This is a genomic window from Sphingobium sp. CFD-2 (assembly GCF_024611135.1).
Classification (GTDB): Bacteria; Pseudomonadota; Alphaproteobacteria; order Sphingomonadales; family Sphingomonadaceae; genus Sphingobium; species Sphingobium fuliginis.
The window spans coordinates 3,292,000-3,315,804 of sequence record NZ_CP084405.1 but is presented as its reverse complement, the minus strand read 5'-3'; the positions used below and the strand labels follow the sequence as shown (position 1 = coordinate 3,315,804).

The window sequence follows — 23,805 nt, the reverse complement described above, 5'->3', positions numbered from 1 at the left end:
GGACTTTCGCCCGGCCTCCCATCTTACCCCAGCGTCTTCGCCCGGATCGCCTTCAGGTCGTCCTCCGGCCGCGCGCCCCAGTGGGAGATCACTTCGGCCGCCGCCGCCGCCCCCAGCTTCAGGCACTTCTCGACCTCCAGCCCTTCCAGATGGCCCGCCAGGAAACCCGCCGCGAACAGGTCGCCCGCACCGGTCGTGTCGATCACTTCGGCCACCGGCGCCGCATGCGCTTCGTACCGCACGCCGTCGACCATGGCGATCGCGCCCTTTTCGCTGCGGGTCGAGACCAGCATCGGCACTTTCGCGGCGATGGCGGCCACGGCGGCGTCGAAATCATGCACCCCGGCCAGCGACTGGATTTCGCCTTCATTGGAGAAGAGGATGTCGATCAGCCCCTGGTCGATCAGGTTGATGAAGTCGGCGCGGTGGCGGTCGATCACGAAATTGTCCGACAGGGTGAAGGCGACCTTCCGCCCCGCGCCCCGCGCCGCGTCGATGGCGGCGCGCATCGCCGCGCGCGGCTGCTCCGGATCCCAGAGATAGCCTTCGAGATAGAGGATGGACGCGGAACGGATAAGGTCCAGGTCCAGCGCCGTCTCGGGCAGGAACTGCGACGCCCCCAGGAAGGTGTTCATCGTCCGCTGCGCATCGGGCGTCACCAGGATCAGGCAGCGGGCCGTCGGCACGTCGCCCTGCATCGCCGGCGTATCGTAGCGTATGCCGAGCGCGCGCACGTCATGGGCGAAGACGGCGCCCAACTGGTCGTCATTGACCTGCCCGATGAAGCCGCATTTCTTGCCCAGCGCGGCCAGCCCCGCCAGCGTGTTCGCCGCCGATCCGCCGCTGATCTCCTTGCCCGCGCCCATGTCGGCATAAAGGCTTTCCGCCGTTTCCGCGTCGATCAGCTGCATGCCGCCCTTGGTCAGGGCATGTTCGGCCAGGAAAGCGTCGTCGCTCCGGGCGAGCACGTCGACAATGGCATTGCCGATGGCGACAACATCAAGCGTGGGGGCAGCAGCGGTCACGCAAAATCCTTCGTGAATAAGGGGAAAAATCCCGCCGTCTCTACCGATCCGGGGCGCGCTGCGCAACGGCGCTGATTGACGCTGCGCGCCAGGGCGGGAATAGCGGTGTCATGGTCCTTGCCGCCGTCCTTCGCGCATTCCCTTCCATCTTCCACGGTGCCGCCCTCCGGCTGCTGTTCAGGACGCTGCTCCTGACCCTGCTCGCCTTCGCGGTCCTCGCCGCCGCCTTGTGGACCGGCATCCACGCCGCCCGCCTGCATTATGGCTGGATGCCGGGCGCGGGCTGGGGCGGGGTGGCGGAGGCGACCGCGACCGCCATCGGCGTGATCGCCGCCGGCTGGCTGCTGTTCCGCGCCACCGCCATGGCGATCATGAGCCTCTTTGCCGACGACATCGTCATTGCCGTAGAACGGGACAGCTACCCCGCGGCGGCCGCCCGCGCCCGGCCGGTCGGCTGGGGCCGCAGCCTTCGTTTCGCGCTGCGCTCCATCCTGCGGGCCGTCGGCTGGAACCTGCTTGCCCTGCCGGCCTATCTGCTGCTGCTGGCGACCGGCATCGGCACGCTGGGCCTGTTCCTGATCCTGAACGCCGCTCTGCTGGGCCGGGACATGGCCGACATGGTCGAGCCCCGCCATCCCGACCTGCCGCCGATCCCGCGCGGCAGCCGGTGGCTCATGGGCCTCGCTTCGGCGCTGATCTTCCTCGTGCCGCTGCTCAACCTGCTTGCACCGATCTGGAGCGCGGCTATGGCGGTCCACATGCTGCACGGTGCCCGAAGGAACATGCCATGACCCGTCCTCATCCGGCGCTCGTCCTGGCTTCGCTCTTGACCCTCGCCGCTTGCGGAGGCGTCGTGCCGCCGCCCGCGACCCAGATCGCCCGCCCGCCCGCCGGTCCGCCGGCCAGCGCCTTCACCCGCCCCGGTCCGCTGATCGGATCGGACGCGAAGCAGCTCATGCACCTGTTCGGCCAACCCCGGCTCGACATTCGCGAAAGCACCATGCGCAAGCTGCAATTCGCCAATGGCCGCTGCGTGCTGGACGCCTATCTCTACCTGCCGCCGCAGGGGAAGGAGCCGCTCGTCACCCATGTCGATGCGCGTACGCCCACAGGCACGGACGTCGACCCCGCAAGTTGCTCTGCCGCCTTGCAGGCGAAATGATCTTTTCGATGGGAGAGGGAGGCGCTCCCGCGGAAGGCGGGAGCCCCGTTCATGCGCTTGAACAGGACAAGCGCTAGGCCAGCCGCTGCAGCGCCCAGCGAGCCGCCTCCGCCACCACCGGATCGTCGTCCGCCACCAACGCCCGCAACCGGCCCGCCAACCGCCTGTCACCACTGTTCCCCGCCGCGATCGCGGCATTGCGCACCATCCGGTTCCGCCCGATCCGCTTGATGGGGGAGCCTGAGAAAATCTCGCGAAAGCCCGCATCGTCCAGCGCCAGCAGGTCGCCCAGTTCCGGGGCCGCCAGCTCCGCCCGCCCGACAAAGGCGCGGTTCGCCGCCGCCGCGTCCGCGAACTTGTTCCAGGGACAGACGGCCAGACAATCGTCGCAGCCATAGATGCGATTGCCGATCCCGGCTCGAAACTCCTCCGGTATCGGCCCTTTATGCTCGATGGTCAGGTAGGAAATGCACCGGCGCGCGTCGACCATATAGGGCGCAGGAAAGGCGTCGGTGGGGCAGGCCGCCTGACAGGCGGTGCAACTGCCGCAATGGTCCTTCTCCGGCGCATCGGGCGCCAGCGCGATCTCGCTGTAGATCGCCCCCAGGAACAGCCAGCTTCCATGCGCACGGCTGACGAGATTGCTGTGCTTCCCCTGCCAGCCCAGGCCCGCAGCCTCCGCCAGCGGCTTTTCCATGACCGGGGCGGTATCGACAAAGACCTTGAGCGCGCCGGGATGCTGCTCAACCAGCCAGCGGGCGAGGGCCTTCAACCCCTTCTTGACCACGTCATGATAGTCGCGTCCCTGCGCATAGACCGAAATCCGCCCCCGGTCCGGCACATCCGCCAGCGCCAGCGGATCGCGCCCCGGCGCATAGCTCATCCCCAGCATGACGACGCTGCGCACGTCCGGCCAGAGCCCTTGCGGCGATCCGCGCTGCCCGGCGCGCTCCTCCATCCACAGCATCTCGCCATGATGCCCGGCGTCCAGCCATTGCCGCAGCCTTTCGGCCGAACGCGGCGCCGCATTGGCGGGCGCAATGGCGCAGGCCGCGAAGCCCAGCCGCAACGCTTCGGCCTTAAGCCGCTGTTCCAAGGTTTCGTTTTGCGTTGGCATGCGATGCGACTATCAGAGGGCGATGATCGGGGCTCCTCAACCGACCTATGCCGTCGAAGGGCGTGGTCTTGTCAAGACATTCGGTGATTTCCGGGCGGTGGACGGCATCGACATCGCGGTGCCCGCCGGGTCGATCTACGGCATTCTGGGCCCCAATGGCGCGGGCAAGACGACGATGCTGCGCACGCTGCTCGGCATCATCGATCCCGATGAGGGGCATCGCAGCCTGCTGGGCGATCCCGCGCCGCTGCGCCAGGCGCGCAATGTCGGCTATCTGCCGGAGGAACGCGGCCTCTATCCTTCGATGAAGGCGTTCGAAGCCATCGCCTTCATGGGCGCGCTGCGTGGCCTGCCGCTCAGGATCGGGCGGGAACGCGCCCGCGCCATGCTGGCGGACTATGGCATGGGCGCCTCCGCCGAAAAGCCGATCCGCCAATTGTCGAAGGGCATGGCCCAGACCGTGCAGCTTTTCGGCACCATCGTTCACGAACCGCGCCTGATCGTGCTGGACGAACCCTTTTCCGGCCTCGACGCCTTCAACCAGGGCAAGCTGGAGGCGCTGATCCGGGATCAGGCCCGGCGCGGCGTCACGGTGCTGTTTTCCACCCATGTCATCGCCCATGCCGAACGGCTGTGCGAGCGGGTCGCCATCGTCGCGGGCGGCCGCGTCCGCTTCGAGGGCACGGTGGACGACGCCCGCAACCGGCTGCGCCCGCAGGTGCGCCTGCGCACCCGCGCCAGCGATGGCGGCTGGCGCCGCGCCCTGCCCGCCGAAACCATGGCGCAGGATGGAACCTGGCATTTCGCCCTGCCGCAGGAGGGCATAGAACCGCTGCTGCGCGCCCTGCTCGACGGCAATGCCGGGATAGAAAGCCTGTCGATCGAACGCCCCGGCCTGCACGACGCCTTCGTCGCCATTGCGGGCGAGGCGGCCGCCCGGCAGATGCAGGACGACCAGCAGCGGGAGGAAGCGGCATGAGCGAATTGATGCGCGCCGCCTTCGTCATCGCCCGGCGGGATTTCACCGCCGTGGTGCTGTCGCGCACCTTCATCTTCTTCCTGCTGGGGCCGCTGTTCCCGATCGTCATCGGCATGGCGTTCGGCGGGCTGGGCGACAAGATTTCGACCACCGACCTGCGCCCGGTCGTCGGCGTCGCCATGTCCCCCGCCGATGCGGCGCGGATGGAGCGCGCCCATGCCCGGCTGGCGGAGCGCATGGGGCCGCAAGCGCTGCCGGCGCTGCGCCGCGTGCCGCTGTCTCCCGCGCCCCGCGTTCAGTTGGCCGGGGCGAATGCGGACGTCATGGTGATCGTGTCGGGATCGCCCGCCCGGCCGGTGATGACCGGCCAGCCGCAGGACATCCGGCGGCTGGAAGGGGACATCAGCCTGCTCGCCAGCGCCGCCGTGGCCGAAAAGTCGCTGCACATGGTCCAGGTGGAGGCGCAACAGGTCGCCACCAGCGTCGGCGCGCAGACCCAGGGCAGGCTGGTGATCGGCCGGATCGCGCAGATCGTCGTCTTCTTCCTCACCATCCTGCTCGCGGGCATGATCCTGTCCAATCTGGTCGAGGAAAAGACCAACAAGATCATAGAGATCCTCGCCGCCGCCGTGCCGGTCGACGCGATCTTCCTGGGCAAGCTGATGGCGATGCTGGCGATGAGCTTCGTCGGCATCCTCTTCTGGGGCGGGACCGCCTTTTGCGTGTTCCTGGCGCTGAAGACGCCTGGCGTCAGCCTACCGGAGCCCGCCATCGGCTGGCCCCTCTTCCTGATGCTGGCCGTCATCTATTTCGCCATGGCCTATACGCTGCTCGGTTCCCTCTTCCTGGGCATCGGCGCGCAGGCGGCGACCGTGCGGGAGGTGCAGACGCTCAACATGCCCGTGACCATGGGGCAGATGCTGATCTTCTTCTTCGCCACCTATGCCGTCGACAAGATGGGATCGCCGCCGGAGGTCGCGGCGGTGATCCTGCCCTTCTCCTCCCCCTTCGCCATGATCGCCCGCGCGGCGCAGGTGGACACGCTCTGGCCCCATCTCCTGGCCATAGCCTGGCAGATGCTCTGGGTCGGCCTCATCATCCGCATCGGCGTGCTGCTGTTCCGCCGCCATGTGCTGAAATCGGGCGGCGGCTGGTGGAAGCAGCTGTTCAGAAGCGCGACAGGCTGACCCTGCTATGGCGGGGCCCATGAACCGGCGGCGCTTTCTGGGCATGGGCGGCTGTGCCGCGACGACGATCGTCCTCTGGCAGGCCGGGCTGGGCAGGGCCGCCGCCTATCCCTTCACGCTCAGCGATGCCGAATGGCGCAGACGCCTGAGCCCGCCTGCCTATCAGGTGCTGCGCAAGCGATCGACCGAATATCCCTTCACCAGTCCCCTCAACAAGGAACATCGCACCGGTATCTTCGCCTGCGCCGGTTGCGGGCAACGGCTTTTCAGCTCGAAGACCAAGTTCGACAGCGGCACGGGCTGGCCCAGCTTCTGGGCGCCGCTGCCCCGCGCCGTCGGCACTTCGCGCGATTTCGAACTGGGCTATCCGCGAACGGAGGTGCATTGCGCCCGCTGCGGCGGCCATCTGGGCCATGTGTTCGATGACGGGCCGAAGCCCACCGGCAAGCGCTATTGCATGAACGGCGTTGCGCTGGCCTTCGTCGCCGGCTGAGCGATCACCTTGTAGATGCGGAGCGGCCCCTTGGTGGGAACCGGCTGCAGCCAGCGCGGCGGCCGGTTGCGCTTCAACGCCGCGGCCAGGCCCTTCGGGAAGTCGGCGCGATAATGTTTGATCTCGTTCATCTCGTTGCAGATCAGCAGATAATCCGCGCCCCTGCCGCCATTCAGGCGCATGATGGTCGCAAAGGCCTTTTCGGGCGCTTCCGTGAAACCGTCGATGACCGCGGTGATGCCGGCGGCATTGCGGTGATGGGCTGTGCCGATCACGCTGTGCCCGGTTCGCACGAGGATGTCGGGCCCCAGATCGAGCGGCGCGAACAGGGTCGAGCGGGGCAGCGCCCGCAAGGGCGCCAGCAGCGCCGCCGTCCGGCAATTGACGGTTTCGGGCTGCTCCTTTTCCGCCGCGCCGCTCGTGATCAATATCCAGGCGCCGCACAGGCCCGCCGGGGTGAGCAATATGGCGACGCTCGCCGTCACCAGAATGCGCGCCACGGCCCTGCTCCAGCTCTGGATATGCTGAAAGATCGCCAGCAGCAGCCAGGCCGTGCCGGGCAGCGCCAGGACATGCGCCACCGACATGGCGCGCAGGACGAGGACCGCGACCGCCAGCGCTCCGGTCAGCAGCAGGGCAATGACGATCCAGCGGTCCCGCGCCTCCCTTTCCGTGGCGCGCCAGGCCGCGACGATCGTGCTGACCAGCCCCATGGCCGCCGGCAGCAGGATGATCCCCGCCATCAGAAGACCCTGTTCCCAGACCGGGCGGCCCTCCTTCACCTGGAGATACCATAAGCGATAGGCCACCGGACCGAGCGCCTTGAAGGGATCGCCGGAAAGGCAGGCTCCGCCGCTCAACAGGAACACGCCGGCCGCCGTGACTCCCGCCGCCGCCGTCGCCATGAAGCGTCGCCGGACGCTGGTCGTGCCGATCAGGCGCAGGGCAAGCGGCATCGCCAGCGCAAAAGCCACGAGCGGCCAGATATAGGCTGCCGAAAGGCTGTCGCAATATCGGACCAGCGCCGCACCGGGGCCGCGCAGCAACAGCAGGAGGAGGAGCGCGCCGCCGCCCAGCGTGGCGGCATAGGCGGCGATCCGCGCCGCCTCCCGCCGGTCGAACCAGGTCCGCAGGGCGAAGGCGCCGGCGAACAGCGCGGCATAGGGCAGCGCCTCGCTGGAAATCTGAAGCCACACCGCCAGCGCAAGGCCGGCCGTGATGCCGCCCCTCAGGCGACGGGCATCCAGTGCGCCGCACAGGGCCATGGCCGCCATCCAGATCTGCCACCCGTGATGGTCGATCCGGAACGGGGTGAACTGGACCAGGATGGTCGGCGTGGTCAGCAGCAGCGCAACCGCCAGCATCGGAACGAAGACGCCGCCGGCAGCGCGCCGCGCCGCCAGAAAGACCGTGCCCGTCAACCCGCCCAGCAGCAGCAGCGGCACCAGCGCACAGGCGGCGATTTCGGCCCTTGCAGGCCCAAGCAGCGGTTGGAGCATCAGGATCAGCGCGGCGATCGGCATGTCGACGATGCGCGACCAGTGCATCGGTCCGCCCGCCGGCGGGTTTACCCGGTGCTGGCTGACGTCCCAGAAATCCTGGCCATGCAGCCAGTCGCGGACCTGTTGCAGCCGCATGGCGTCATCGGGATCGCGGAATTCGAGCGTGGTCAGCCCGTTGCGGAACAGCCAGAGCATGACCGCGCAGCACAGGGCCCAGAGCAGCAGGACCGCCACGCCGATCTGCCAACCGGCGATAGAGGCTGTCTTGGGAAGGCGGCCGCTGTCAGGCGCGGGCGAAGATGCCATATTTCCGGATCGCATAGACGGACAGGAAGCTCACCGGCACGGCCGCCAGCTTGGCCATGGCGGGCGGAAGCCCCAGGCCGCTCAGCCCGCCCACCAGCCCCATGGTGATCGCCATGCCGATCAGGGCGCTGAGGATGAAGGCGATCCGCTGTCCATGCGTCGCCGGCTGCTGCATGTCGAACACGAATTGCGTGCTGATCATCCAGTGCAGGACCAGTCCGCCCGAATAGCCGGCGAACGCAGCAATGGCAGGCGGCACGCCCAGCCGGTGGAACAGCATGAACAGAGCGAAATCGGCCGACAGCGCGCAGATGCTGGCCAGAAGATAGCGCGTGAAGGTGAAACGGCCGAGGACGGCGTTGAACGGCCCGGCCATGCTCCGCACCCAATGGGGCATGGGGGTCAGGCCGCCTTCAGACGATTGGGCACCAGCCTTTCGCTGGCGAGCGCGGCGCGCCGACCGGCTGCGTCCTGCCCTTCCTCGCCCGCTTCGTGATATTCGGCATCCTCATTGACCGCCCAGATGTCGTAAAGCTGCTCGCCCGCCTCGATATTGCGGACCGTCAGCATCGCCGTCATCATCGCATGGTCCTGATTATTGTAGCGGTGCATGCCGTTGCGGCCGACCAGATGCAGCGTCGGATAAAGCCGCTGCAATTCGGTGCGCATCGCAAGGACATTGTCGGCATAGCCGTCATCATAGACCGGATAGGCCTTTTCCTGCCGCACCACCGCGCCGCCGACGACATCGGCGGGGTCGCACAGGCCCAGGGTCGCCATTTCCTTCTTCGCCAGTTCGATCAGATCGGCGTCGCTCGACGACCAGAGGCCATCGCCCTCGAAGCAGAAATATTCCAGGCCCACGCAGGCCAGATCGGGGTCCGGCACCATTTCGGGGGACCAGCTCCGAAAATTCTGGATGCGGCCGACCTGCACCTTCGGATCGTGGATATAGATCCAGTTGTCGGGGAAGATGTCCTCGCCCTTCACCATCAGCGCCACGGTCAGGAAATCGCGATATTTAAGGTCCATCGCCTGGCCCAGCGTCGCGGGCAGCGGACGGATGCGGCCGGCCAGCTCGCGCATCGGGGCGGAACTGATGACATGGCCGGCGGTGATGGCGGTTTCGCCGTCCGGGCCGCGCGCCACCATGCGCCAGCCGCCGCTCGCCTGATCCTGCGACAATTGCTCCAGGCTGTGCGCCATCAGCACGCGGTTCCCCCGCGCGACCACGAAGTCGCGGGCCGCTTCCCACATCATGCCGGGGCCAAGGCGCGGATAGCGGAAGCTTTCCAGCAGCGTCTTGGTCGCCATGCCGTCATTGGGCTTTTTGTTGAGGCCCAGGGATCGTCTGAGGCCGTCGGTCACTGCGCCCCAGAGCGACAGGCCCTTGATGCGCTGCGCCGCCCAGTCCGCCGACATCTCGTCGCAGGGCATGCCCCATACCTTCTCCGTATAGGTCTTGAAGAAGATCGAGAACAGCTTGTGGCCGAAGGCGTTAACCGTCCAGTCCTGGAAGGAACGGACATCGCGATTGGGGAACAGCTTCGCCTTGGCGAAGCTCGCCATGCAGAGCGCCGATCGCCACAGCCCCAGATTGCCGAGCGCTTCGAAGGCGCGCAGCGGATAGCTGTAGAATTTGCCTTCATAATAGATGCGGCTCATCCGCGGGCGCTGAATGAAGTCGTCGGGCAGTATCTCGTTCCAGAGGTCGACGACCTCCTGCGACTTGGAAAAGAACCGATGGCCGCCAATGTCGAAACGGAAGCCGTTCAGTTCCACCGTTCGGCTGATGCCGCCGACATAGACCGGGTCTTTTTCGATGATGCTGACCGAATGGCCCTTCTTGGTCAGCAGATAGGCGGCCGTCAACCCAGCCGGCCCCGCGCCAATGATGGCGACATCCACATGGTGGTCGTTCTGCGGCATCCAAGGCCCCCCGGTGAAATCCTTCGCCGGTTTAGGTGAAGGAAATCTTCTAAGGAGTAGTTAATAGCCGGTAACAATGCAAGATAAGGCAAGGCCGGCGGCCATGGTGAGCCGCCGGCCTCCACTCTTTTCAAAAGGGCGGATCAGCCCTGGCGCTGTGCCTGGATCAGCGTGTTGAGGTCCGTGCGGGCGCCGTCGAGCGCCTCGCCGAAACAGGCGCGATAGTCCGGCGTGGCGGGCAGGATCGATCCGTTCATCCAGCCGCAGACCTTCTTCGCCGCCTTGGTGATGCGGGAGTCGGCCACGCGGACGCCATGGGTGCTGGCAAGGTTCAGGTCGGCCATCGACACGGCGATGCTGCGGGTTTCCGTCCCGGTGCGGCCGTCGACCACCACGTCCATATCGTTGATGCCGGCAAAGGCATTTGCTGCGGGCAAGGCAAGGGTCATCGCGGCGGTCAGCGCCACCAACGTCTTTCTGGTCATCCTGTATCTCCTGTCGAACTCTTATCGGATCTGCCCAACGCCTGACGTGGGAGTAGGGTCCTCTTCTAAATAGGCTTCGCGAAGGCATATGAAAAGGGGCCACTTGGCAGAAAGTGGCTGAAAACCGCTATTTTTGCGGATGCGAAAGGATCGGCGCCCTTTCGCATCCGCATCAATCGCCCTTAGTGGCGGAAGTGGCGCATGCCGGTGAAGACCATCGCCAGACCCGCTTCGTCAGCGGCGGCGATCACTTCCTCGTCGCGGATGGAGCCGCCGGGCTGGATCACCGCCGTCGCGCCCGCCTCGACCGCCGCCAGCAGGCCGTCGGCAAAGGGGAAGAAGGCGTCCGACGCAACCGCCGAACCGATGGTCCGGGCCTCCGCCCAGCCGGCCTTTTCCGCGGCATCCTTCGCCTTCCATGCGGCGATGCGCGCGGATTCCAGCCGGTTCATCTGTCCCGCGCCGATACCGGCGGTGCTGTTGCCCTTGGCATAGACGATGGCGTTCGACTTCACATGCTTGGCGACGGTCCAGGCGAACAGGCAGTCGTTCAGCTCCTGCTCGGTAGGCGCGCGCTTCGTCACCACCTTCAACTGATCGCGGCTGACGCGGCCATTGTCGCGGCCCTGCACCAGCAGACCGCCGGCAATGCTCTTGATCTGGAGGCCGGCACGGGCCGGATCGGGCAGGTCGCCGGTCAGCAGCAGGCGGAGGTTCTTCTTCCTGGCGAAGATCGCCTTGGCGTCCTCGTCCGCATCGGGGGCGGCGACGACTTCGGTGAAGATGCCGCTGATCGCCTCGGCGGTCGGACCGTCAAGCGGGCGGTTGACGGCGATGATGCCGCCGAATGCCGACACGCTGTCGCAGGCAAGCGCGGCTTCATAGGCTTCGATCAGCGTGGCGCCGGTGGCGACGCCGCAGGGATTGGCATGCTTGACGATCACCACGGTCGGCGGGCCGTCGCGGAACTCGCTGACCAGCTCCAGCGCGGCGTCGGCGTCGTTGTAATTATTGTAGCTGAGTTCCTTGCCCTGAATCTGCTTCGCCTGGGCGATACCGTTGGCCGACGGGCCGACGGGCAGGTAGAGGGCAGCCGACTGATGCGGGTTTTCGCCATAGCGCAGCGTCGAACCCAGCGTGCTGGAGACCGAGAGGCTTTCGGGGAACTGCACGCCCTGATCCGCGAAGGCGAACCAGCTTGCGATCATCGCGTCGTAAGCGGCGGTGGCAGCATAGGCCTTGGCCGCGAGCATGCGGCGGAAGTCGTAGCTGGTCGCGCCGCCCTTCTCCTCCATTTCCGCGATCAGCCTGGCATAGTCGGCGGGGTCGGTGACGATGGCCACGCTCTCATGATTCTTCGCGGCGGAACGGACCATGGAGGGGCCGCCAATGTCGATATTCTCGATGATCTCCTCGCGCTCCGCACCCTTGGCGACGGTGGCGGCGAAGGGATAGAGGTTGACGACCACCAGGTCGATCGCGCCGATGTCGTGGGCCTGCATGGAGGCGACATGATCGGGATTGTTCCGCACGGCGAGCAGGCCGCCATGGACCTTCGGATGCAGCGTCTTGACGCGGCCGTCCATCATTTCCGGGAAGCCGGTGAGGTCGGAGATGTCCTTCACCTCCAGACCCGCCTCGCGCAGCGCCTTGGCCGTGCCGCCGGTCGACACCAGCTCGACCCCATGCCTGCCCAGTGCCTGACCCAGTTCGATGAGGCCGGACTTGTCCGAAACGGAAAGAAGGGCGCGCTTGATGATGACGTCTGACATGGAGGTGCTTCCTGCTGCTGTTCGGGTGCCGCTCAGGCTTGCCGCAGGCCTCTAGAGCGATTCCGAGCGAAAGGGAACATTCGCCGTCCCGGAAATCGCGGCAATCGCCATGGGGCAAGCCGGCGGCCTCATTGCACGGACCGCGAGGCGCTCAGCTCACCTTTTTCAGCAACCACCCCACGGTCGAGCCGCCCGGAAGGGCCTCGCTGGTGACAGCCAGCTGCTTTGTGCCATGGGGGCGGCCTTGGGCATCCACCCACAGGCTTTCCTCGATCGCCAGCTTCCCCGCATTGGCGCGGAACTGCCATGTCGCGCCGGTGTCGATGCGCAGCAGGGCGCCCATGCCGTCGGCGGTGGGCGTGGGCTCGACGCCGGGGGCGAGGTGGAATCGAAGCTGGACCGGCAGCTTCACCGGCTTGCGCCGCCGCACCGCGGGCGTCAGCATGTCCTCGCCACGGATTTCCTTGCCGTCCGCGCTCATCAGCAGCAGGCGGCGGTGGACATAGCCCATGCGCCGCACATAGCCGTCATGGCTGAGGTCGAGGCGGCTGCCGCTTTCCGTCTCCTGCCGGTTGATCTCCACCTCTGTCACGCCCTTGCCCAGCGTGCCGTCGGGCAGCAGGGCGGTGGAATTGCTGTCGTCCAGCACCAATGTGCTGTGCGCCGCGGTGGTGCGCAGCCCCTGCGCCAGATCGCGCGGCATCCACGCGCCCTCCAGCGCGGCGCCGCCGCAGTTGACGATCAGCCGTTGCTGCCCGTCGCTGATCTCGACCGCGCCGGTGGAGGCGCAGCCCGCATCGGCCAATTGGGCGACGGGAGGCGGGGCGGCATCGACCTGCACCACGGTGCCCCCGGCGGCGAGCCGCTGATAGCCCCAGCCATTGGCCTGCCGCAGCGGGCGGGCGCGCACGCGGCTGGCGCGGATGACGGCGTCGATCGTGGCGGGATCGATGGCGCCCGCACCCTGCCAGTTGCCAAGCCCGCCATCGCCATGGGTGAGGCCGAGCAGGGCCGGCACGGCCTTGGCCAGTGCCTCCTTCAGCAAGGCAGGCGTCTGTTCGCGTCGCACTTCATAGACGGCGGCGACCATGGTCAGCAGCATGATCGCTTCCAGCTGGTCCAGCGGCGAGCGCGAGATGATGCCGCCGTCGCCATGGAGGCCGCTGTCGAGCGCGCGCTTGAGGCCGGCTTCTCCGAACAGCTTGCGCGCCGCGCCGCCCGGCAGCAGCATCGACGCCGCGACGATCCCGCCCCAGGCGACCAGGCGCGGCAGGCCGACCGGCGCCTTGTCCGCGCTGCGGTCCAGATGACGGGCGGTGCGGGCGATGCAGTTCAGCACCAGAGAGCGATAGACGAGGTCGCTCGACGAAAGGATCAGCGGTGCATGGGCCGACCAGAAGAGCAGGCGCCAGCCCGCATTGTCGGCGCGCCATGCGGGTTCGCTGGGCGTGTCGGCATGAGCGGCGAGCCATTTGCGCATCACGCCTTCGGCAATCGGCGCGGCCTGTTCGCGGGTGGCCACGGTGGCAAGGTCGCGCAGCCAGTGGAAGCCGTGCAGATAATCGGCAAAGCCCGCCGTCACGCCCGGATTGGCGAAATCCAGCCTGTCGAGAGGCAGTTTCAGGCCCCGGAACAGGAAATAGCCGGCGCGGATCGCCTGACCCGCATGGGCATTGCCCGGGATTTCATCGTCGGGCACGGCAAGCAGCTTGAGCGGATATTTGCCCTTCAGCCGGCGGCCGTGGATCGGCGTCTTCCAGCTCAGCAGATAGAAGCGGTTGGCGATGCGCTGCGCCAGCGAAAGCCCCTTGTCATCCGCGATGCGGATGAGCCGCTTGCCCTGTTCGATCCCGTCCTCCGGGCCGGGTCCGGCCTCCTCGGGGGCGGAATGGGGGGAAGGGCGGCGGCGGTCGCTCACCCGCCGCGCAGCGTCCGGATGTTGTCGGCATAGGCGGACGGACCGCCCCGGAAGGTCGCGGTGCCCGCCACCAGAACGTCGGCGCCCGCCCCGATCGCCTGTGGCGCGGTGGCGAAGTCGATGCCGCCGTCCACCTGCAGACGAATGTCGCGGCCGGACTTCTCGATCATCTTCCGGATCGCCTCGATCTTGCGGAGCTGGTTGGCGATGAAGCTCTGTCCGCCGAAGCCCGGATTGACGCTCATCACCAGGATCAGGTCGACATCGTCGATCAGGTAATCCAGCATCTTGGCCGGGGTGCCGGGGTTCAGCACCACGCCCGCCTGCACGCCCAGCGACTTGATGTGCTGGATGGAGCGGTGGATATGCGGCCCGGCCTCCGGATGGACGGTCAATATGTCGGCGCCCGCCTCCGCAAAGGCGTTCAGATACTGGTCCACCGGGGAAATCATCAGGTGGACGTCGAACGGCTTCTTCGTATGCGGACGCAGCGCCTTCACCACGCCGGGACCAATGGTGATGTTGGGTACGAAATGGCCGTCCATCACGTCGATATGGATCCAGTCCGCACCCGCTTCGTCGATGGCGCGGACCTCCTCGCCCAGACGGGCGAAATCGGCGGACAGGATGGAGGGTGAGATCAGGATCGGGCTGGTCATTTGACCATCGGCCTTAGCCTTGGCCGCAGGTCAGGGCAACGCCCGATTAACGCTATCCACAGGCTTTTGGCGACAGGCGTCGGCGTGCGGACTCGGCCGGCCTGTCAGGACAGGATGAACAGCGTGGGATCAAGGCCGGTCGACGGCCTGGAACCCCTGGGCAGGAACTGCTTGACGCCATGCAGCGCAACCACCTGATTTCGCTGGATGATGGGCGCGGCGATCAGGCGCATGGCGCATTCGCCGCCGTCCGCCGGGCGGATGTCGACATCCACCGTGAAGCCGCGCCTGTGGCGTATCGCATAGGCGCGCAACTGCTCCATCGCGGCACGGCTTTCGGGCGTGTAGAGCGACACCGCGAGCGGGCGGGGAATCGTCATCCCGCGTTCCAGCCCGAAAATGTCATAGACCCCGTCCGTCCAGTTCAGGCTGTCGTCGCTGAGGTCGCAATGCCACAGGCCCAGGCCGCGCTCCGCCAGCGCCCCATCGTCGCGGGCGATCCGGTCGTCCAGCATCACCGGCGCAAGATGGTCGCGCAACGCATAGAGCGGCCAGCTATGGTTCAGGGGAAGGGGCTCGGTCGGGCGCAAGGCAGGTCTTTCTGAATGCCGGATCGCACCATAGGGTTGCTTGGTTAAGGCTTAGTGGATCGTATCAGCCTTGCAACGAAAAAGCCGTCGGTTCCGCCCTGCGCGGCAAGGCTGTCCGGCAGTGTGCGGACCCATCCTTGCGCCGTCGGCACGATGCCGTCGGGCAGCTCGCCGGGCGTCGCGGGCAGCGGGCTGAAATCCGGCCGGGCGTCGATGAAGCGGGCGACCTGCTCCTCGCCCTCGGCCCGTTCGAGCGAGCAGGTGGCGTAGATCAGCGTGCCGCCGGGCTTCAGCCATGCCGCAGCGCGAGCCAGCAGTTCGGTCTGGAGTTCGCCCAGCTCCGCGATCTGGCGCGGGCCGATGCGGTGCAGCACGTCGGGATGCCGGCGGTAGATGCCGGTTGCGGTGCAGGGCGCGTCGAGCAGGATGGCGTCGGCTGCCCCATCGGGTTCCCATGCGCGCAGGTCGCCCTGCACGATGGCGGCGGAAAGGCCGGTACGCGCCAGATTTTCGCCCAATCGTTCAAGGCGCTTCTTCGACTGGTCGACCGCCGTGACGCGCCACCCCGCGGCGGCAAGCTGCATCGTCTTGCCGCCGGGCGCGGCACAGAGGTCGAGGACGTGGCGTCCCTCGCCCAAGCCCAACAGGCGCGCGGGGGTGGAGGCGGCCAGATCCTGCACCCACCAGGCGCCTTCGCTGAAGCCGGGCAGGTCGGGGATCGCTGCACCTTCGGGCAGGCGGACATGCCCAGGGGCAAGGCTCCGGCCGTTGAGCGCTTCGGCCCAATGCGCGGTCCGGGCGGGATCGCGAAGGCTGATGTCGACCGGCGGACGCTGGCCATAGGCGTGCGCGGCGGCCTGCGGCATGGCGTCCCCCCATTGCGCGGCCCAGCGGCTGGCGGTCTCCGGCGGCAGGGTGGGGGGTGAGGGAAGCGCCGGATCGGCGCGGGTCAGCGTGCCGAAGACGCCGTGCACCAGCTTGCGCGGACCGCCATCCACCAGCGGCAGGGCGGTGGCGATGGCGGCGTGCGGCGCGGTGCCCAGCGCCAGCACCTGGATAAGGGCGATGCGCAGGACCATGCGCGCCTTGGCGTCATGCGGCAGCGGCTGGCGCGTGGCGCTGTCGATCAGCGCGTCGAGATCGGGCAGGTGGCGCAGCGTCTCGGCAGCGATGGCGTGAACCAGCGCCCGGTCGGCGGGAGCAAGCCCTTGCGCCGCGCCATGCAGCGCGAGTTCAAGCGGGTCGCCGCGCCGAAGCACGGCGTCGAGCAGGCGAAGCGCTGCGCGGCGGGCGGGGAGGCCGGGGACGTCCTCGGGGCGGGAAGGGCGGGGCATGGGAAGCGCCTAGGGCAAAATGCCGGGGAAAGTAAGTTTTGTTGGCGGCTGGCGCATATTTGCCGGTCGCGGGGATCACGCGCGCCAGGCTCGTCCCGACGCCGGCGCAGCAACGCGGTTCACCGGGCCGGCCATCGACCTTCGCCATCCCGCCCGACCACCAAAAGAAAAACGCCCCATCCTTCCGGGCGGGGCGCTGATCCTTCTTTCAGGAAAATGCCCTCAGAACGGCACTTCATCGTCCAGGTCATTGTCGAAATTGGGCCCGCCAGCGCCGCCGCGTCCGCCGCCGGAAGAGCGGCCGGAACCGCCGCCAAAGCCGCCGCCGCCGCCGAAATCGTCATAATCGCCGCCGCCAAAGCCGCTCGAACCGCCGCTCCAGTCGCCGCCGCCCTGCGAGCGGCCGCCACCGCCGAAGCCGCCTCCCTGACCGCCGCCGCCCGGCGCGCCGTCCAGCATGGTCAGCACCGCGCCCGGCCCCTGCAGCACCACTTCGGTGGTATAGCGGTCATTGCCCGACTGGTCCTGCCATTTGCGGGTGCGCAGCTGGCCTTCCAGATAGACTTTCGACCCCTTGCGCAGGAAGCGTTCCGCCACGCCCGCCAGCCCCTCGGAGAAGATGGCGACGCTGTGCCATTCGGTGCGTTCCTTGCGCTCGCCCGACATGCGGTCCTTCCAGCTTTCGGAGGTCGCGATCCGCAGGTTGCACACCTTGCCGCCATTCTGAAAGCTCTTCACCTCCGGGTCCGCGCCCAGATTGCCCACCAGAATAACCTTGTTGACCGAACCCGCCATGTTTCCTCCGAAGCGTTAGCAGGCCCTTATAGCGGGCTGTCTTGGAAGGTCCACAAATCAGTGCGCGATGATGCCCAGCAGCAGGCGCCCGACAGCAAGGCGAGCCGGGACGCCGCGATCCGGCACAGCCACAGGGGGTGCGACCGACGCCACAGTTTCAAGGAGAAGTGAAGTCCTTGGCTTTGCCGGCCTTCGGCTCGACAGGCTCAGGGCGAACCGGGGAAAGCGGTCTGTCTGCCATCCACCCAATTCGTCTCCTCCCGCCAATGATTACAAGCTGGAGCGTTCTCGGGCAATTTGAGGCAGCACCTTGGGCTGTCACCATTGGAAATGGTCAAAAATTAATGTTGCAACATATCATGGAAATATGTTGTAACATGACATGTCGATCCGGGAAGGATCGCATGACAGGAGGGTGCGATATGCGACTGATGACGTTGCGGACAGCAGGTGGGCAGGCTCAGGTTTCCGGCTATAGCGGCGGCAACCGATCTTCCTTCGGCATAGGCGGGGCGATCGCCGTCCATGCGCTGGTGGTCGGGGCCTATCTGCTGATGCCCAAGGAAGTGGTCGATGTCTTCCGCGATCCACCGCCGCTGCTGACCTATCCGGTGGACGATACGCCGCCGCCCCCGGAACAGCAGCAGCCGGAAAACGACTCCAAACCCCTGCCCCGAACCAAATCCCATCCGACCGTGGTGGACAAGCCCGTCGTCCCGCCGCCGCCGACGGGCTTCACGACGAAGGCCGACGATGGCATGGCCGCCGGCGATTCCGGCACGGGCACGATCATGCCGCCCATAGTCCCGCCGACGCCCGAACCGGTGCTGGCCGATGCCACCATCGATCCCCGCGCGCTGGCCGCGTTCCAGCCCGACTATCCCGGTGCGATGATCCGGCAGGGGATGGAGGGCAAGGTGGTGGTCCGCGTCACCATCGGCCCCGACGGGCGCGTCACCGACATAGAGCGGCTGTCGGCGGCGGACGAGGCCTTCTGGATCGCCACCCAGCGCCATGCCCTGCGCAAATGGCGCTTCCGCCCGGCGACTCGGGATGGCGTGCCGATCAGTTCGACCAAGGTGCTGACCGTCCATTTCCGCCTGGCAGACGTCTGAAATCCAACAGGAAGGGGCCGGAAATCATGACGGACAGCAACAGCGCTTTTGCATCCGGCCCCGCCTTACCCTATATCGGCGCGATGGCGATCTTCCCCCGTCCGGTGTCTCCCAAGAGCGCGATGAGCGACCTGTGGAGCTATTTTCGTGAGAACCGGCCTCATAAATGGCCGCTGCTCGGCCTGTCCGTCGCGGTCACCTGGGTCATCATCTGGGCCTTCATCGTCGACGCCAACACCAACACGATGCCGACGCGCAACCAGATCTTCTATGTCCAGAGCTGGGACTCCAGCCGGTCCGACGCGGCGATCATCCTCCAGCAGAAGATCGACCTCGCCAAGCGGGAGGCGGCGATCGAGAAGAAGCAGAAGGAAATGCAGGGCGTGGCCGATATTTTCGGCATCGACTGGAAGAAGGACGAGGCCCGCAACACCGCCCGCCGCAAGGAAGCATTGAAGCAGATCAACGCCCAGCTCGACGCCCGGCTGGCCAAGGCCGAGGCTGCGGAGAAATCCGTCCCCGTAGCAGCCCAGAGCGGGGCGGCCCAGCCCTGAGCGCCCGACCCAAAAGCGTCCTGCCCCCCGCCGATCCCGCTCAGGATCGGCGCTTCATGGCCGCCGCCATCGCACTTTCCGAACGGGGACGCGGCCTTTCCACGCCCAATCCCAATGTCGGCTGCCTGATCGTGAAGGACGGGCATGTGGTCGGGCGAGGCTGGACGCAGAAGGGCGGCCGCCCCCATGCCGAGGCGCAGGCGCTTGAGGAGGCCATGGACCGCGCCCGCGGCGCCACCGCCTATGTGACGCTGGAGCCCTGTTTCCACCTTTCCCCGCGCGGTCCGCGCTGTGCCGATCTGATGGCGCGGGCAGGGGTCCGCCGCGTCGTCATCGCCCTGCGCGATCCCGATCCGCGCACCGACGGGCAGGGCGCCGCCTGGCTGCGCAAGCGCGGCATCGTGGTCGAAATGGGGCTGATGGCGCAGGAAGCCGCCGCCGCGATGCGCGGTTTCGTGCTGCGCCAGACATTGGGCCGCCCGGCCGTGACGCTCAAGCTGGGCCTGTCGCTCGACGGCCGGATCGCGCTGGCCGATGGGTCCAGCCGCTGGATCACCGGTCCGGACGCCCGTGCCCATGCCCATGTGGAACGGGCACGGCATGACGCCATATTGGTTGGCAGCGGCACGCTGCGCACCGATGCGCCCCGGCTGGATGTGCGCCTGGCCGGCCTGGAGGACCGCTCGCCCCGGCGCGTGCTGCTCAGCCATGGCGACGCGCCTGAAGGGTGGGATAGCATTGCCGCGCCGGAAGACATCGCCACCCTGCCGCATGTCGACCATCTGCTGGTCGAGGGGGGGGCACAGACCGCCGCCGCCTTCCTGCGCGCCGATCTGGTCGACCGCCTGCTGCTCTATCGCGCGCCGATCCTGATCGGCGCCGGGCTTGCCGGCGTGGGCGACATCGGCCTGACCGATCTGGCCGGCGCGCATGGCCGCTGGCGGCTCGACGACGAGCGGCGGCTGGGCGATGATCGGCTGGAGGTTTACCTCCGCAGCCGGAACGCCTAGATCACCCCGAAAGCCCCGCCCCTTCCGGGCGCGGCCAACGGAACACAAGCAAGGCGCTCCTCATGTTCACCGGCATCATCACCGACATCGGCACCATCCGCACCCATGAACAGCGCGGCGACCTGCGGCTGGCGATCGGCTGCGCCTATGACATGGAATCGGTCGCCATCGGCGCGTCCATCGCCTGTTCGGGCGCCTGCCTGACGGTGGTGGAGAAGGGCGCCGACTGGTTCGCGGTCGACCTGTCGGCCGAAACCGTCGCCCGCACGGCGTCGGGCCTGTGGGACCAGGGCGGCCGCCTCAACCTGGAACGCGCGCTCAAGGTCGGGGATGAGTTGGGCGGCCATATCGTCACCGGCCATGTCGACGGCATCGGCACTTTGGTGTCCGCCGCGCATGAAGGCGATTCGACCCGCCTTGTCATTGCCGCGCCCGCCGCGCTGGCCCCCGCTCTGGCGGCCAAGGGTTCGATCACCGTGGACGGCATTTCGCTGACCGTCAACACGGTGGAGGATCAGGCGGATGGCTCCGTCCATTTCGGCCTGAACATCATTCCGCACACAGCCGCCGCGACGACGCTGGACAGCCTGACGCCGGGCCGCGCCTTCAATCTGGAGATCGATGTGCTGGCGCGCTATCTCGACCGGATGCAGAGCCTTCGCTCTCGCTCAATGTGATTATTGCTTGCCATAATCACATCTTGATGTGATATGCCGCTCCATCCCGCCGTGGGAAGGAGTCTTCAGCATGTCGTCAGCCCTTATCGATACGGTCCGTTCGCTGGTTACGGAGGGCGGCATGTCGCGATCCGGCCTTGCCCGCGCGGCGGGTCTCCATGCCAATTCCCTGCGCAAGCTGGGCGAGGCGGACTGGAATCCGACGGCGGAAACGCTGGGCAAGCTGGAAAGCTATCTCGCCAAGCGGGAGGGCGGCACCGCGCTCGCCTCTCCCGAGGAGATCATCAATGAGGCCCGCAACGGCCGCATGTTCATCCTGGTCGATGACGAGGACCGGGAAAATGAGGGCGACCTGGTCATTCCCGCGCAGATGGCGACGCCGGACGCGATCAACTTCATGGCCACCCATGGCCGCGGCCTCATCTGCCTGGCGTTGAGCAAGGAGCGGGTCGACCATCTGGGCCTGGGGCTGATGAGCCGCAACAACGGCACCCGCCACGAAACCGCCTTCACCGTGTCGATCGAGGCGCGCGAGGGCGTGACCACCGGCATCAGCGCCGCCGACCGCGCCCGCACCATCTCCGTCGCGATCGACGGGTCGAAGGGGCCCGAAGACATCGTGACGCCCGGTCATGTCTTCCCGCTGGTGGCGAACGATGGCGGCGTGCTGGTCCGCACCGGCCATACCGAGGCGGCGGTGGACGTCGCCCGTCTGGCCGGGCTCAATCCGTCGGGCGTCATCTGCGAGGTGATGAAGGACGACGGCACCATGGCGCGGCTGGACGACCTCATCCCCTTCGCCCAGAAGCACAGGATGAAGATCGGCACGATCCGCGACCTGATCGCCTATCGCCGCCGGCATGACCATATGGTGGAACGCCGCGCCGAAACTGTCTTCAACAGCCAGTGGGGCGGCGACTGGAAGGCGATCAGCTTCTACAACAAGGCGACTCAGACCGAGCAGCTGGTGCTGCAGAAGGGCCATGTCTCCCCCGACGAGCCGACGCTGGTCCGCATGCACCAGCTTTCGCTGCTGGACGACGTCTATGGATCGACCGGGCCGCGCAACGGCCTGCTTGCCAAGTCGATGGAGATCATCGCCCGGCAGGGAGCCGGCATCGTCGTCGTCCTCGCCGCCCAGGCGCCGGGCGATTTCATGAGCCGCAGCCTGCGCCATCATGCCGGTCAGCCCGACTCCGGCATGGACGAATTGCGCGACTATGGCGTGGGGGCGCAGATTCTGGCCGAACTCGGCGTCCATGACATGATCCTGCTCAGCAACACGCACCACAGCCTGATCGCGCTTGACGGCTATGACCTGGCCGTGGTTGGGCAACGGTCGATCGAGCTTTAAGGAAACCTATCCATGGCAAAATTCCTGATCGTCGAAGCGCGCTTCTACGAACATCTCAACGACCTGCTGATCGAGGGCGCGGTCGCCGCGCTGGAGGATGAGGGGCATAAATATGAGGTGGTGACGGTTCCCGGCGCGCTGGAGATTCCCGGCGCGGTGGCGCTGGCGGCGGAAACCGGGCGCTATGACGGCTTCATCGCCATCGGCGTGGTGATCCGGGGCGAAACCTATCATTTCGAAGTCGTGTCGAACGAAAGCGCGCGCGGCCTGATGGCGCTCAGCATGGACGGCATCCCGATCGGCAACGGCATATTGACGGTCGAGAACGAAGCCCAGGCGCTGACCCGCGCCAGGCGGGACGAGAAGGACAAGGGCGGCGAGGCGGCGAAGGCGGCCATCGCCATGCTGGCGCTGCGGGAGAGATTTAGCGCCTGAGACGCCGGATTTAGGTGTGCAAAGGGGCTGCTGCCGGGCGGCCCCTTTCTTTATGCGGTTCGGGGTTGCGGCGGGCCAGGATGGGAGGCCGAAGCTGGCCGATCCAGCCCCCTCCCCTAAGGCGTGAGGGGGGGAGTGTCCACTTTCCACCCGCCCCCCAGACCTCTATTCAGGCCGCTTCCTCCAGCGCCGGATAGTCGACATAGCCTTCCTCGCCCTGGCTGTAGAAGGTCGCCATGTTCGCGCCATTGAGCGGCGCATTGATCCGCAGGCGCTTGGGCAGGTCCGGATTGGCCAGGAAAGCGCGCCCGAAGCTCACGCCGTCGGCCAGGCCGCTGTCCAGATCCCGCTGCGCCCGCTCCAGGTCGTAATCGCTGTTCAGGATCAGCGGCCCGGAAAAATGCCGGCGGATGACCGGCGACTGGCGCGGCACGTCGGTCCGGCCGAAGGACCCGTCCGGCCCCGGCTCCCGCAGTTCCAGGAAGGCGATGCCGATCTGCTGCAGCACGTCCGCGGCCGCCGCGAACAGGGCGGAAGGATTGCTGTCGTCGACGCCCTGCGTCTCGCCATTGGGGGACAGCCGCACCGACACGCGGTCCGCACCGATGGCGTCGGCCACCGCCTGCGTCACCTCCCGCAGCAGGCGCACGCGATTTTCGATCGAACCGCCATAAATATCGTCGCGATGGTTGCTGCCGTCGCGCAGGAACTGGTCGATCAGATAGCCGTTCGCGGCATGGATCTGCACACCGTCGAAACCGGCCGCGATGGCGTTTTTGGCAGCGCGGACATAATCCGCGATCACGCCCGGAATTTCGTCTATGGCCAAAGGCCGCGCCTGTTCATAGGGCTTCTTGCCCTCATAGGTGTGCGCGTCGCCCGGTCCCGCGGTGGCGCTGGCCGAGACCGGCTGCTCGCCAGTCACGCTGCTGTGCACCACGCGCCCCATATGCCAGAGTTGCGCGACGATCCGGCCGCCTGCCTCATGCACGGCCTCCGTCACCGGCCGCCACGCCTCAACCTGCTCTTCCGACCACAGCCCCGGCGCGAAGGGCCATCCCAGCCCCTGCCGCGAAATGCCCGTCGCCTCGCTGATGATGAGGCCCGCCGAAGCGCGCTGGCGATAATAGTCCGCCATGATCGGCGTCGGCACATGATCGCGGGTCGCGCGGCCGCGCGTGAGCGGCGCCATCAGCACGCGATTGGGGGCATGGATCGCCCCGAGCTGTACCGGTTCGAACAGATTCGCCATGAAATACTCCCTTTTCAAAGTTGCAGATTGCAACGGGACTTGCCTGCCAAAGCCAGCTAGGATGCCTGGGGAGCCGCTTCAAGACCCTGGCCGCCGCCATGCCGCCAAGTTTTGCTTTCCCCGCCTTCATCTCGGCTAATGCGTCCGCGCGCTTG

The 23,805-nt window shown here is 67.1% G+C and carries 24 protein-coding genes; 11 read left to right on the top strand and 13 right to left on the bottom strand.

Annotated elements, in window-relative coordinates; all coding sequences use genetic code 11:
* Positions 1-23: 23 nt before the first annotated feature.
* Positions 24-1,025, bottom strand: coding sequence for an adenosine kinase (locus LDB29_RS16375; RefSeq protein WP_025548251.1), 1,002 nt, complete (start codon positions 1,023-1,025; stop codon positions 24-26).
* Between the two features lie 110 nt (positions 1,026-1,135).
* Here LDB29_RS16375 and LDB29_RS16370 point away from each other — a divergent pair, with 110 nt between their 5' ends.
* Together LDB29_RS16370 and LDB29_RS16365 are read left to right on the top strand one after the other, a co-directional pair.
* Entirely contained in the window at positions 1,136-1,816 is a 681-nt protein-coding gene (locus tag LDB29_RS16370; RefSeq protein WP_025548252.1) for an EI24 domain-containing protein, read from the top strand.
* The gene (locus LDB29_RS16365) at positions 1,813-2,187 is read left to right on the top strand and encodes a hypothetical protein (protein ID WP_025548253.1); all 375 of its coding nucleotides are present in this window, start codon (positions 1,813-1,815) and stop codon (positions 2,185-2,187) included. The genes LDB29_RS16370 and LDB29_RS16365 overlap by 4 nt, the downstream gene beginning before the upstream one ends.
* A 73-nt stretch (positions 2,188-2,260) precedes the next feature.
* Here the strand turns inward: LDB29_RS16365 and queG are convergent, their stop codons facing one another.
* On the bottom strand, positions 2,261-3,283 hold the full coding sequence (gene queG, locus LDB29_RS16360) for a tRNA epoxyqueuosine(34) reductase QueG (protein ID WP_037481962.1): 1,023 nt from the start codon (positions 3,281-3,283) through the stop codon (positions 2,261-2,263).
* A gap of 43 nt (positions 3,284-3,326) precedes the next feature.
* Between queG and LDB29_RS16355 the strand changes: the two genes are divergently transcribed.
* Genes LDB29_RS16355 through msrB form a run of 3 tightly spaced genes read left to right on the top strand, consistent with a single transcriptional unit; the run spans position 3,327 to position 5,963 of the window.
* Positions 3,327-4,283 carry an ABC transporter ATP-binding protein gene (locus LDB29_RS16355; protein ID WP_025548255.1) on the top strand — a complete coding sequence of 319 codons (957 nt, stop codon included), beginning with the start codon at positions 3,327-3,329 and terminating at the stop codon, positions 4,281-4,283.
* The gene (locus LDB29_RS16350) at positions 4,280-5,470 is read left to right on the top strand and encodes an ABC transporter permease (protein WP_025548256.1); all 1,191 of its coding nucleotides are present in this window, start codon (positions 4,280-4,282) and stop codon (positions 5,468-5,470) included. The genes LDB29_RS16355 and LDB29_RS16350 overlap by 4 nt, the downstream gene beginning before the upstream one ends.
* A 19-nt stretch (positions 5,471-5,489) precedes the next feature.
* Complete coding sequence (gene msrB / locus LDB29_RS16345; RefSeq protein ID WP_037481970.1) at positions 5,490-5,963, top strand: peptide-methionine (R)-S-oxide reductase MsrB; 474 nt, start codon at positions 5,490-5,492, stop codon at positions 5,961-5,963.
* On the opposite strand, the gene LDB29_RS16340 is transcribed toward msrB, so the two are convergent.
* The 10 genes from LDB29_RS16340 to ssb form a co-directional block, all read right to left on the bottom strand.
* Positions 5,921-7,771, bottom strand: coding sequence for a hypothetical protein (locus LDB29_RS16340; protein ID WP_025548259.1), 1,851 nt, complete (start codon positions 7,769-7,771; stop codon positions 5,921-5,923). The genes msrB and LDB29_RS16340 overlap by 43 nt on opposite strands.
* The gene (locus LDB29_RS16335; RefSeq protein ID WP_025548261.1) at positions 7,749-8,168 is read right to left on the bottom strand and encodes a GtrA family protein; all 420 of its coding nucleotides are present in this window, start codon (positions 8,166-8,168) and stop codon (positions 7,749-7,751) included. The genes LDB29_RS16340 and LDB29_RS16335 overlap by 23 nt, the downstream gene beginning before the upstream one ends.
* Positions 8,169-8,173: 5 nt before the next feature.
* Entirely contained in the window at positions 8,174-9,700 is a 1,527-nt protein-coding gene (locus LDB29_RS16330; RefSeq protein WP_025548262.1) for an NAD(P)/FAD-dependent oxidoreductase, read from the bottom strand.
* Between the two features lie 143 nt (positions 9,701-9,843).
* The gene (locus LDB29_RS16325; protein ID WP_044661200.1) at positions 9,844-10,185 is read right to left on the bottom strand and encodes a UrcA family protein; all 342 of its coding nucleotides are present in this window, start codon (positions 10,183-10,185) and stop codon (positions 9,844-9,846) included.
* A 182-nt stretch (positions 10,186-10,367) separates the two neighbouring features.
* On the bottom strand, positions 10,368-11,957 hold the full coding sequence (purH, locus tag LDB29_RS16320; RefSeq protein WP_048576386.1) for a bifunctional phosphoribosylaminoimidazolecarboxamide formyltransferase/IMP cyclohydrolase: 1,590 nt from the start codon (positions 11,955-11,957) through the stop codon (positions 10,368-10,370).
* A gap of 151 nt (positions 11,958-12,108) precedes the next feature.
* Entirely contained in the window at positions 12,109-13,875 is a 1,767-nt protein-coding gene (locus LDB29_RS16315; protein WP_025548266.1) for a heparinase II/III family protein, read from the bottom strand.
* Entirely contained in the window at positions 13,872-14,534 is a 663-nt protein-coding gene (gene rpe, locus LDB29_RS16310; RefSeq protein WP_025548268.1) for a ribulose-phosphate 3-epimerase, read from the bottom strand. The genes LDB29_RS16315 and rpe overlap by 4 nt, the downstream gene beginning before the upstream one ends.
* Before the next feature lie 104 nt (positions 14,535-14,638).
* The gene (locus LDB29_RS16305) at positions 14,639-15,124 is read right to left on the bottom strand and encodes a hypothetical protein (protein ID WP_025548271.1); all 486 of its coding nucleotides are present in this window, start codon (positions 15,122-15,124) and stop codon (positions 14,639-14,641) included.
* A 44-nt stretch (positions 15,125-15,168) separates the two neighbouring features.
* On the bottom strand, positions 15,169-16,458 hold the full coding sequence (locus LDB29_RS16300; protein WP_025548272.1) for an RsmB/NOP family class I SAM-dependent RNA methyltransferase: 1,290 nt from the start codon (positions 16,456-16,458) through the stop codon (positions 15,169-15,171).
* Between the two features lie 222 nt (positions 16,459-16,680).
* Complete coding sequence (gene ssb, locus LDB29_RS16295; RefSeq protein WP_025548273.1) at positions 16,681-17,253, bottom strand: single-stranded DNA-binding protein; 573 nt, start codon at positions 17,251-17,253, stop codon at positions 16,681-16,683.
* A 422-nt stretch (positions 17,254-17,675) separates the two neighbouring features.
* Between ssb and LDB29_RS16290 the strand changes: the two genes are divergently transcribed.
* The 6 genes from LDB29_RS16290 (at position 17,676) to ribH (ending at position 22,398) form a co-directional block, all read left to right on the top strand.
* A complete protein-coding gene (locus LDB29_RS16290; RefSeq protein WP_025548275.1) occupies positions 17,676-18,368 on the top strand; it encodes an energy transducer TonB in 693 nt (230 codons plus the stop codon).
* A 26-nt stretch (positions 18,369-18,394) separates the two neighbouring features.
* Complete coding sequence (locus LDB29_RS16285) at positions 18,395-18,922, top strand: hypothetical protein (protein WP_025548277.1); 528 nt, start codon at positions 18,395-18,397, stop codon at positions 18,920-18,922.
* Between the two features lie 20 nt (positions 18,923-18,942).
* Positions 18,943-19,932: a bifunctional diaminohydroxyphosphoribosylaminopyrimidine deaminase/5-amino-6-(5-phosphoribosylamino)uracil reductase RibD gene (ribD, locus tag LDB29_RS16280; protein WP_257557046.1), complete on the top strand. Its 990-nt coding sequence runs from the start codon at positions 18,943-18,945 to the stop codon at positions 19,930-19,932.
* A 62-nt stretch (positions 19,933-19,994) separates the two neighbouring features.
* Entirely contained in the window at positions 19,995-20,609 is a 615-nt protein-coding gene (locus LDB29_RS16275) for a riboflavin synthase (protein ID WP_025548278.1), read from the top strand.
* Between the two features lie 70 nt (positions 20,610-20,679).
* Positions 20,680-21,963 (top strand): 3,4-dihydroxy-2-butanone-4-phosphate synthase, encoded by a 1,284-nt coding sequence (gene ribB, locus LDB29_RS16270; protein ID WP_257554804.1) that lies wholly within the window; start codon positions 20,680-20,682, stop codon positions 21,961-21,963.
* Between the two features lie 12 nt (positions 21,964-21,975).
* Positions 21,976-22,398, top strand: a complete 423-nt coding sequence (ribH, locus tag LDB29_RS16265) for a 6,7-dimethyl-8-ribityllumazine synthase (RefSeq protein WP_025548280.1) — start codon at positions 21,976-21,978, stop codon at positions 22,396-22,398.
* Between the two features lie 169 nt (positions 22,399-22,567).
* On the opposite strand, the gene LDB29_RS16260 is transcribed toward ribH, so the two are convergent.
* The gene (locus LDB29_RS16260; protein ID WP_025548282.1) at positions 22,568-23,650 is read right to left on the bottom strand and encodes an alkene reductase; all 1,083 of its coding nucleotides are present in this window, start codon (positions 23,648-23,650) and stop codon (positions 22,568-22,570) included.
* Positions 23,651-23,805: the final 155 nt, after the last annotated feature.

Coding starts and splice junctions, on each gene's coding strand:
- LDB29_RS16325 (WP_044661200.1), bottom strand. CDS start 10,185: ATGACCAGAAAGACGTTGGTGGCGCTGACCGCCGCGATGACCCTTGCC.
- ribH (WP_025548280.1), top strand. CDS start 21,976: ATGGCAAAATTCCTGATCGTCGAAGCGCGCTTCTACGAACATCTCAAC.
- LDB29_RS16285 (WP_025548277.1), top strand. CDS start 18,395: ATGACGGACAGCAACAGCGCTTTTGCATCCGGCCCCGCCTTACCCTAT.
- LDB29_RS16350 (WP_025548256.1), top strand. CDS start 4,280: ATGAGCGAATTGATGCGCGCCGCCTTCGTCATCGCCCGGCGGGATTTC.
- LDB29_RS16335 (WP_025548261.1), bottom strand. CDS start 8,168: ATGCCCCATTGGGTGCGGAGCATGGCCGGGCCGTTCAACGCCGTCCTC.
- ribB (WP_257554804.1), top strand. CDS start 20,680: ATGTCGTCAGCCCTTATCGATACGGTCCGTTCGCTGGTTACGGAGGGC.
- LDB29_RS16300 (WP_025548272.1), bottom strand. CDS start 16,458: ATGCCCCGCCCTTCCCGCCCCGAGGACGTCCCCGGCCTCCCCGCCCGC.
- LDB29_RS16340 (WP_025548259.1), bottom strand. CDS start 7,771: ATGGCATCTTCGCCCGCGCCTGACAGCGGCCGCCTTCCCAAGACAGCC.
- LDB29_RS16370 (WP_025548252.1), top strand. CDS start 1,136: ATGGTCCTTGCCGCCGTCCTTCGCGCATTCCCTTCCATCTTCCACGGT.
- LDB29_RS16355 (WP_025548255.1), top strand. CDS start 3,327: ATGATCGGGGCTCCTCAACCGACCTATGCCGTCGAAGGGCGTGGTCTT.
- LDB29_RS16330 (WP_025548262.1), bottom strand. CDS start 9,700: ATGCCGCAGAACGACCACCATGTGGATGTCGCCATCATTGGCGCGGGG.
- msrB (WP_037481970.1), top strand. CDS start 5,490: ATGAACCGGCGGCGCTTTCTGGGCATGGGCGGCTGTGCCGCGACGACG.
- rpe (WP_025548268.1), bottom strand. CDS start 14,534: ATGACCAGCCCGATCCTGATCTCACCCTCCATCCTGTCCGCCGATTTC.
- LDB29_RS16365 (WP_025548253.1), top strand. CDS start 1,813: ATGACCCGTCCTCATCCGGCGCTCGTCCTGGCTTCGCTCTTGACCCTC.
- ssb (WP_025548273.1), bottom strand. CDS start 17,253: ATGGCGGGTTCGGTCAACAAGGTTATTCTGGTGGGCAATCTGGGCGCG.
- LDB29_RS16260 (WP_025548282.1), bottom strand. CDS start 23,650: ATGGCGAATCTGTTCGAACCGGTACAGCTCGGGGCGATCCATGCCCCC.
- purH (WP_048576386.1), bottom strand. CDS start 11,957: ATGTCAGACGTCATCATCAAGCGCGCCCTTCTTTCCGTTTCGGACAAG.
- LDB29_RS16290 (WP_025548275.1), top strand. CDS start 17,676: ATGCGACTGATGACGTTGCGGACAGCAGGTGGGCAGGCTCAGGTTTCC.
- LDB29_RS16275 (WP_025548278.1), top strand. CDS start 19,995: ATGTTCACCGGCATCATCACCGACATCGGCACCATCCGCACCCATGAA.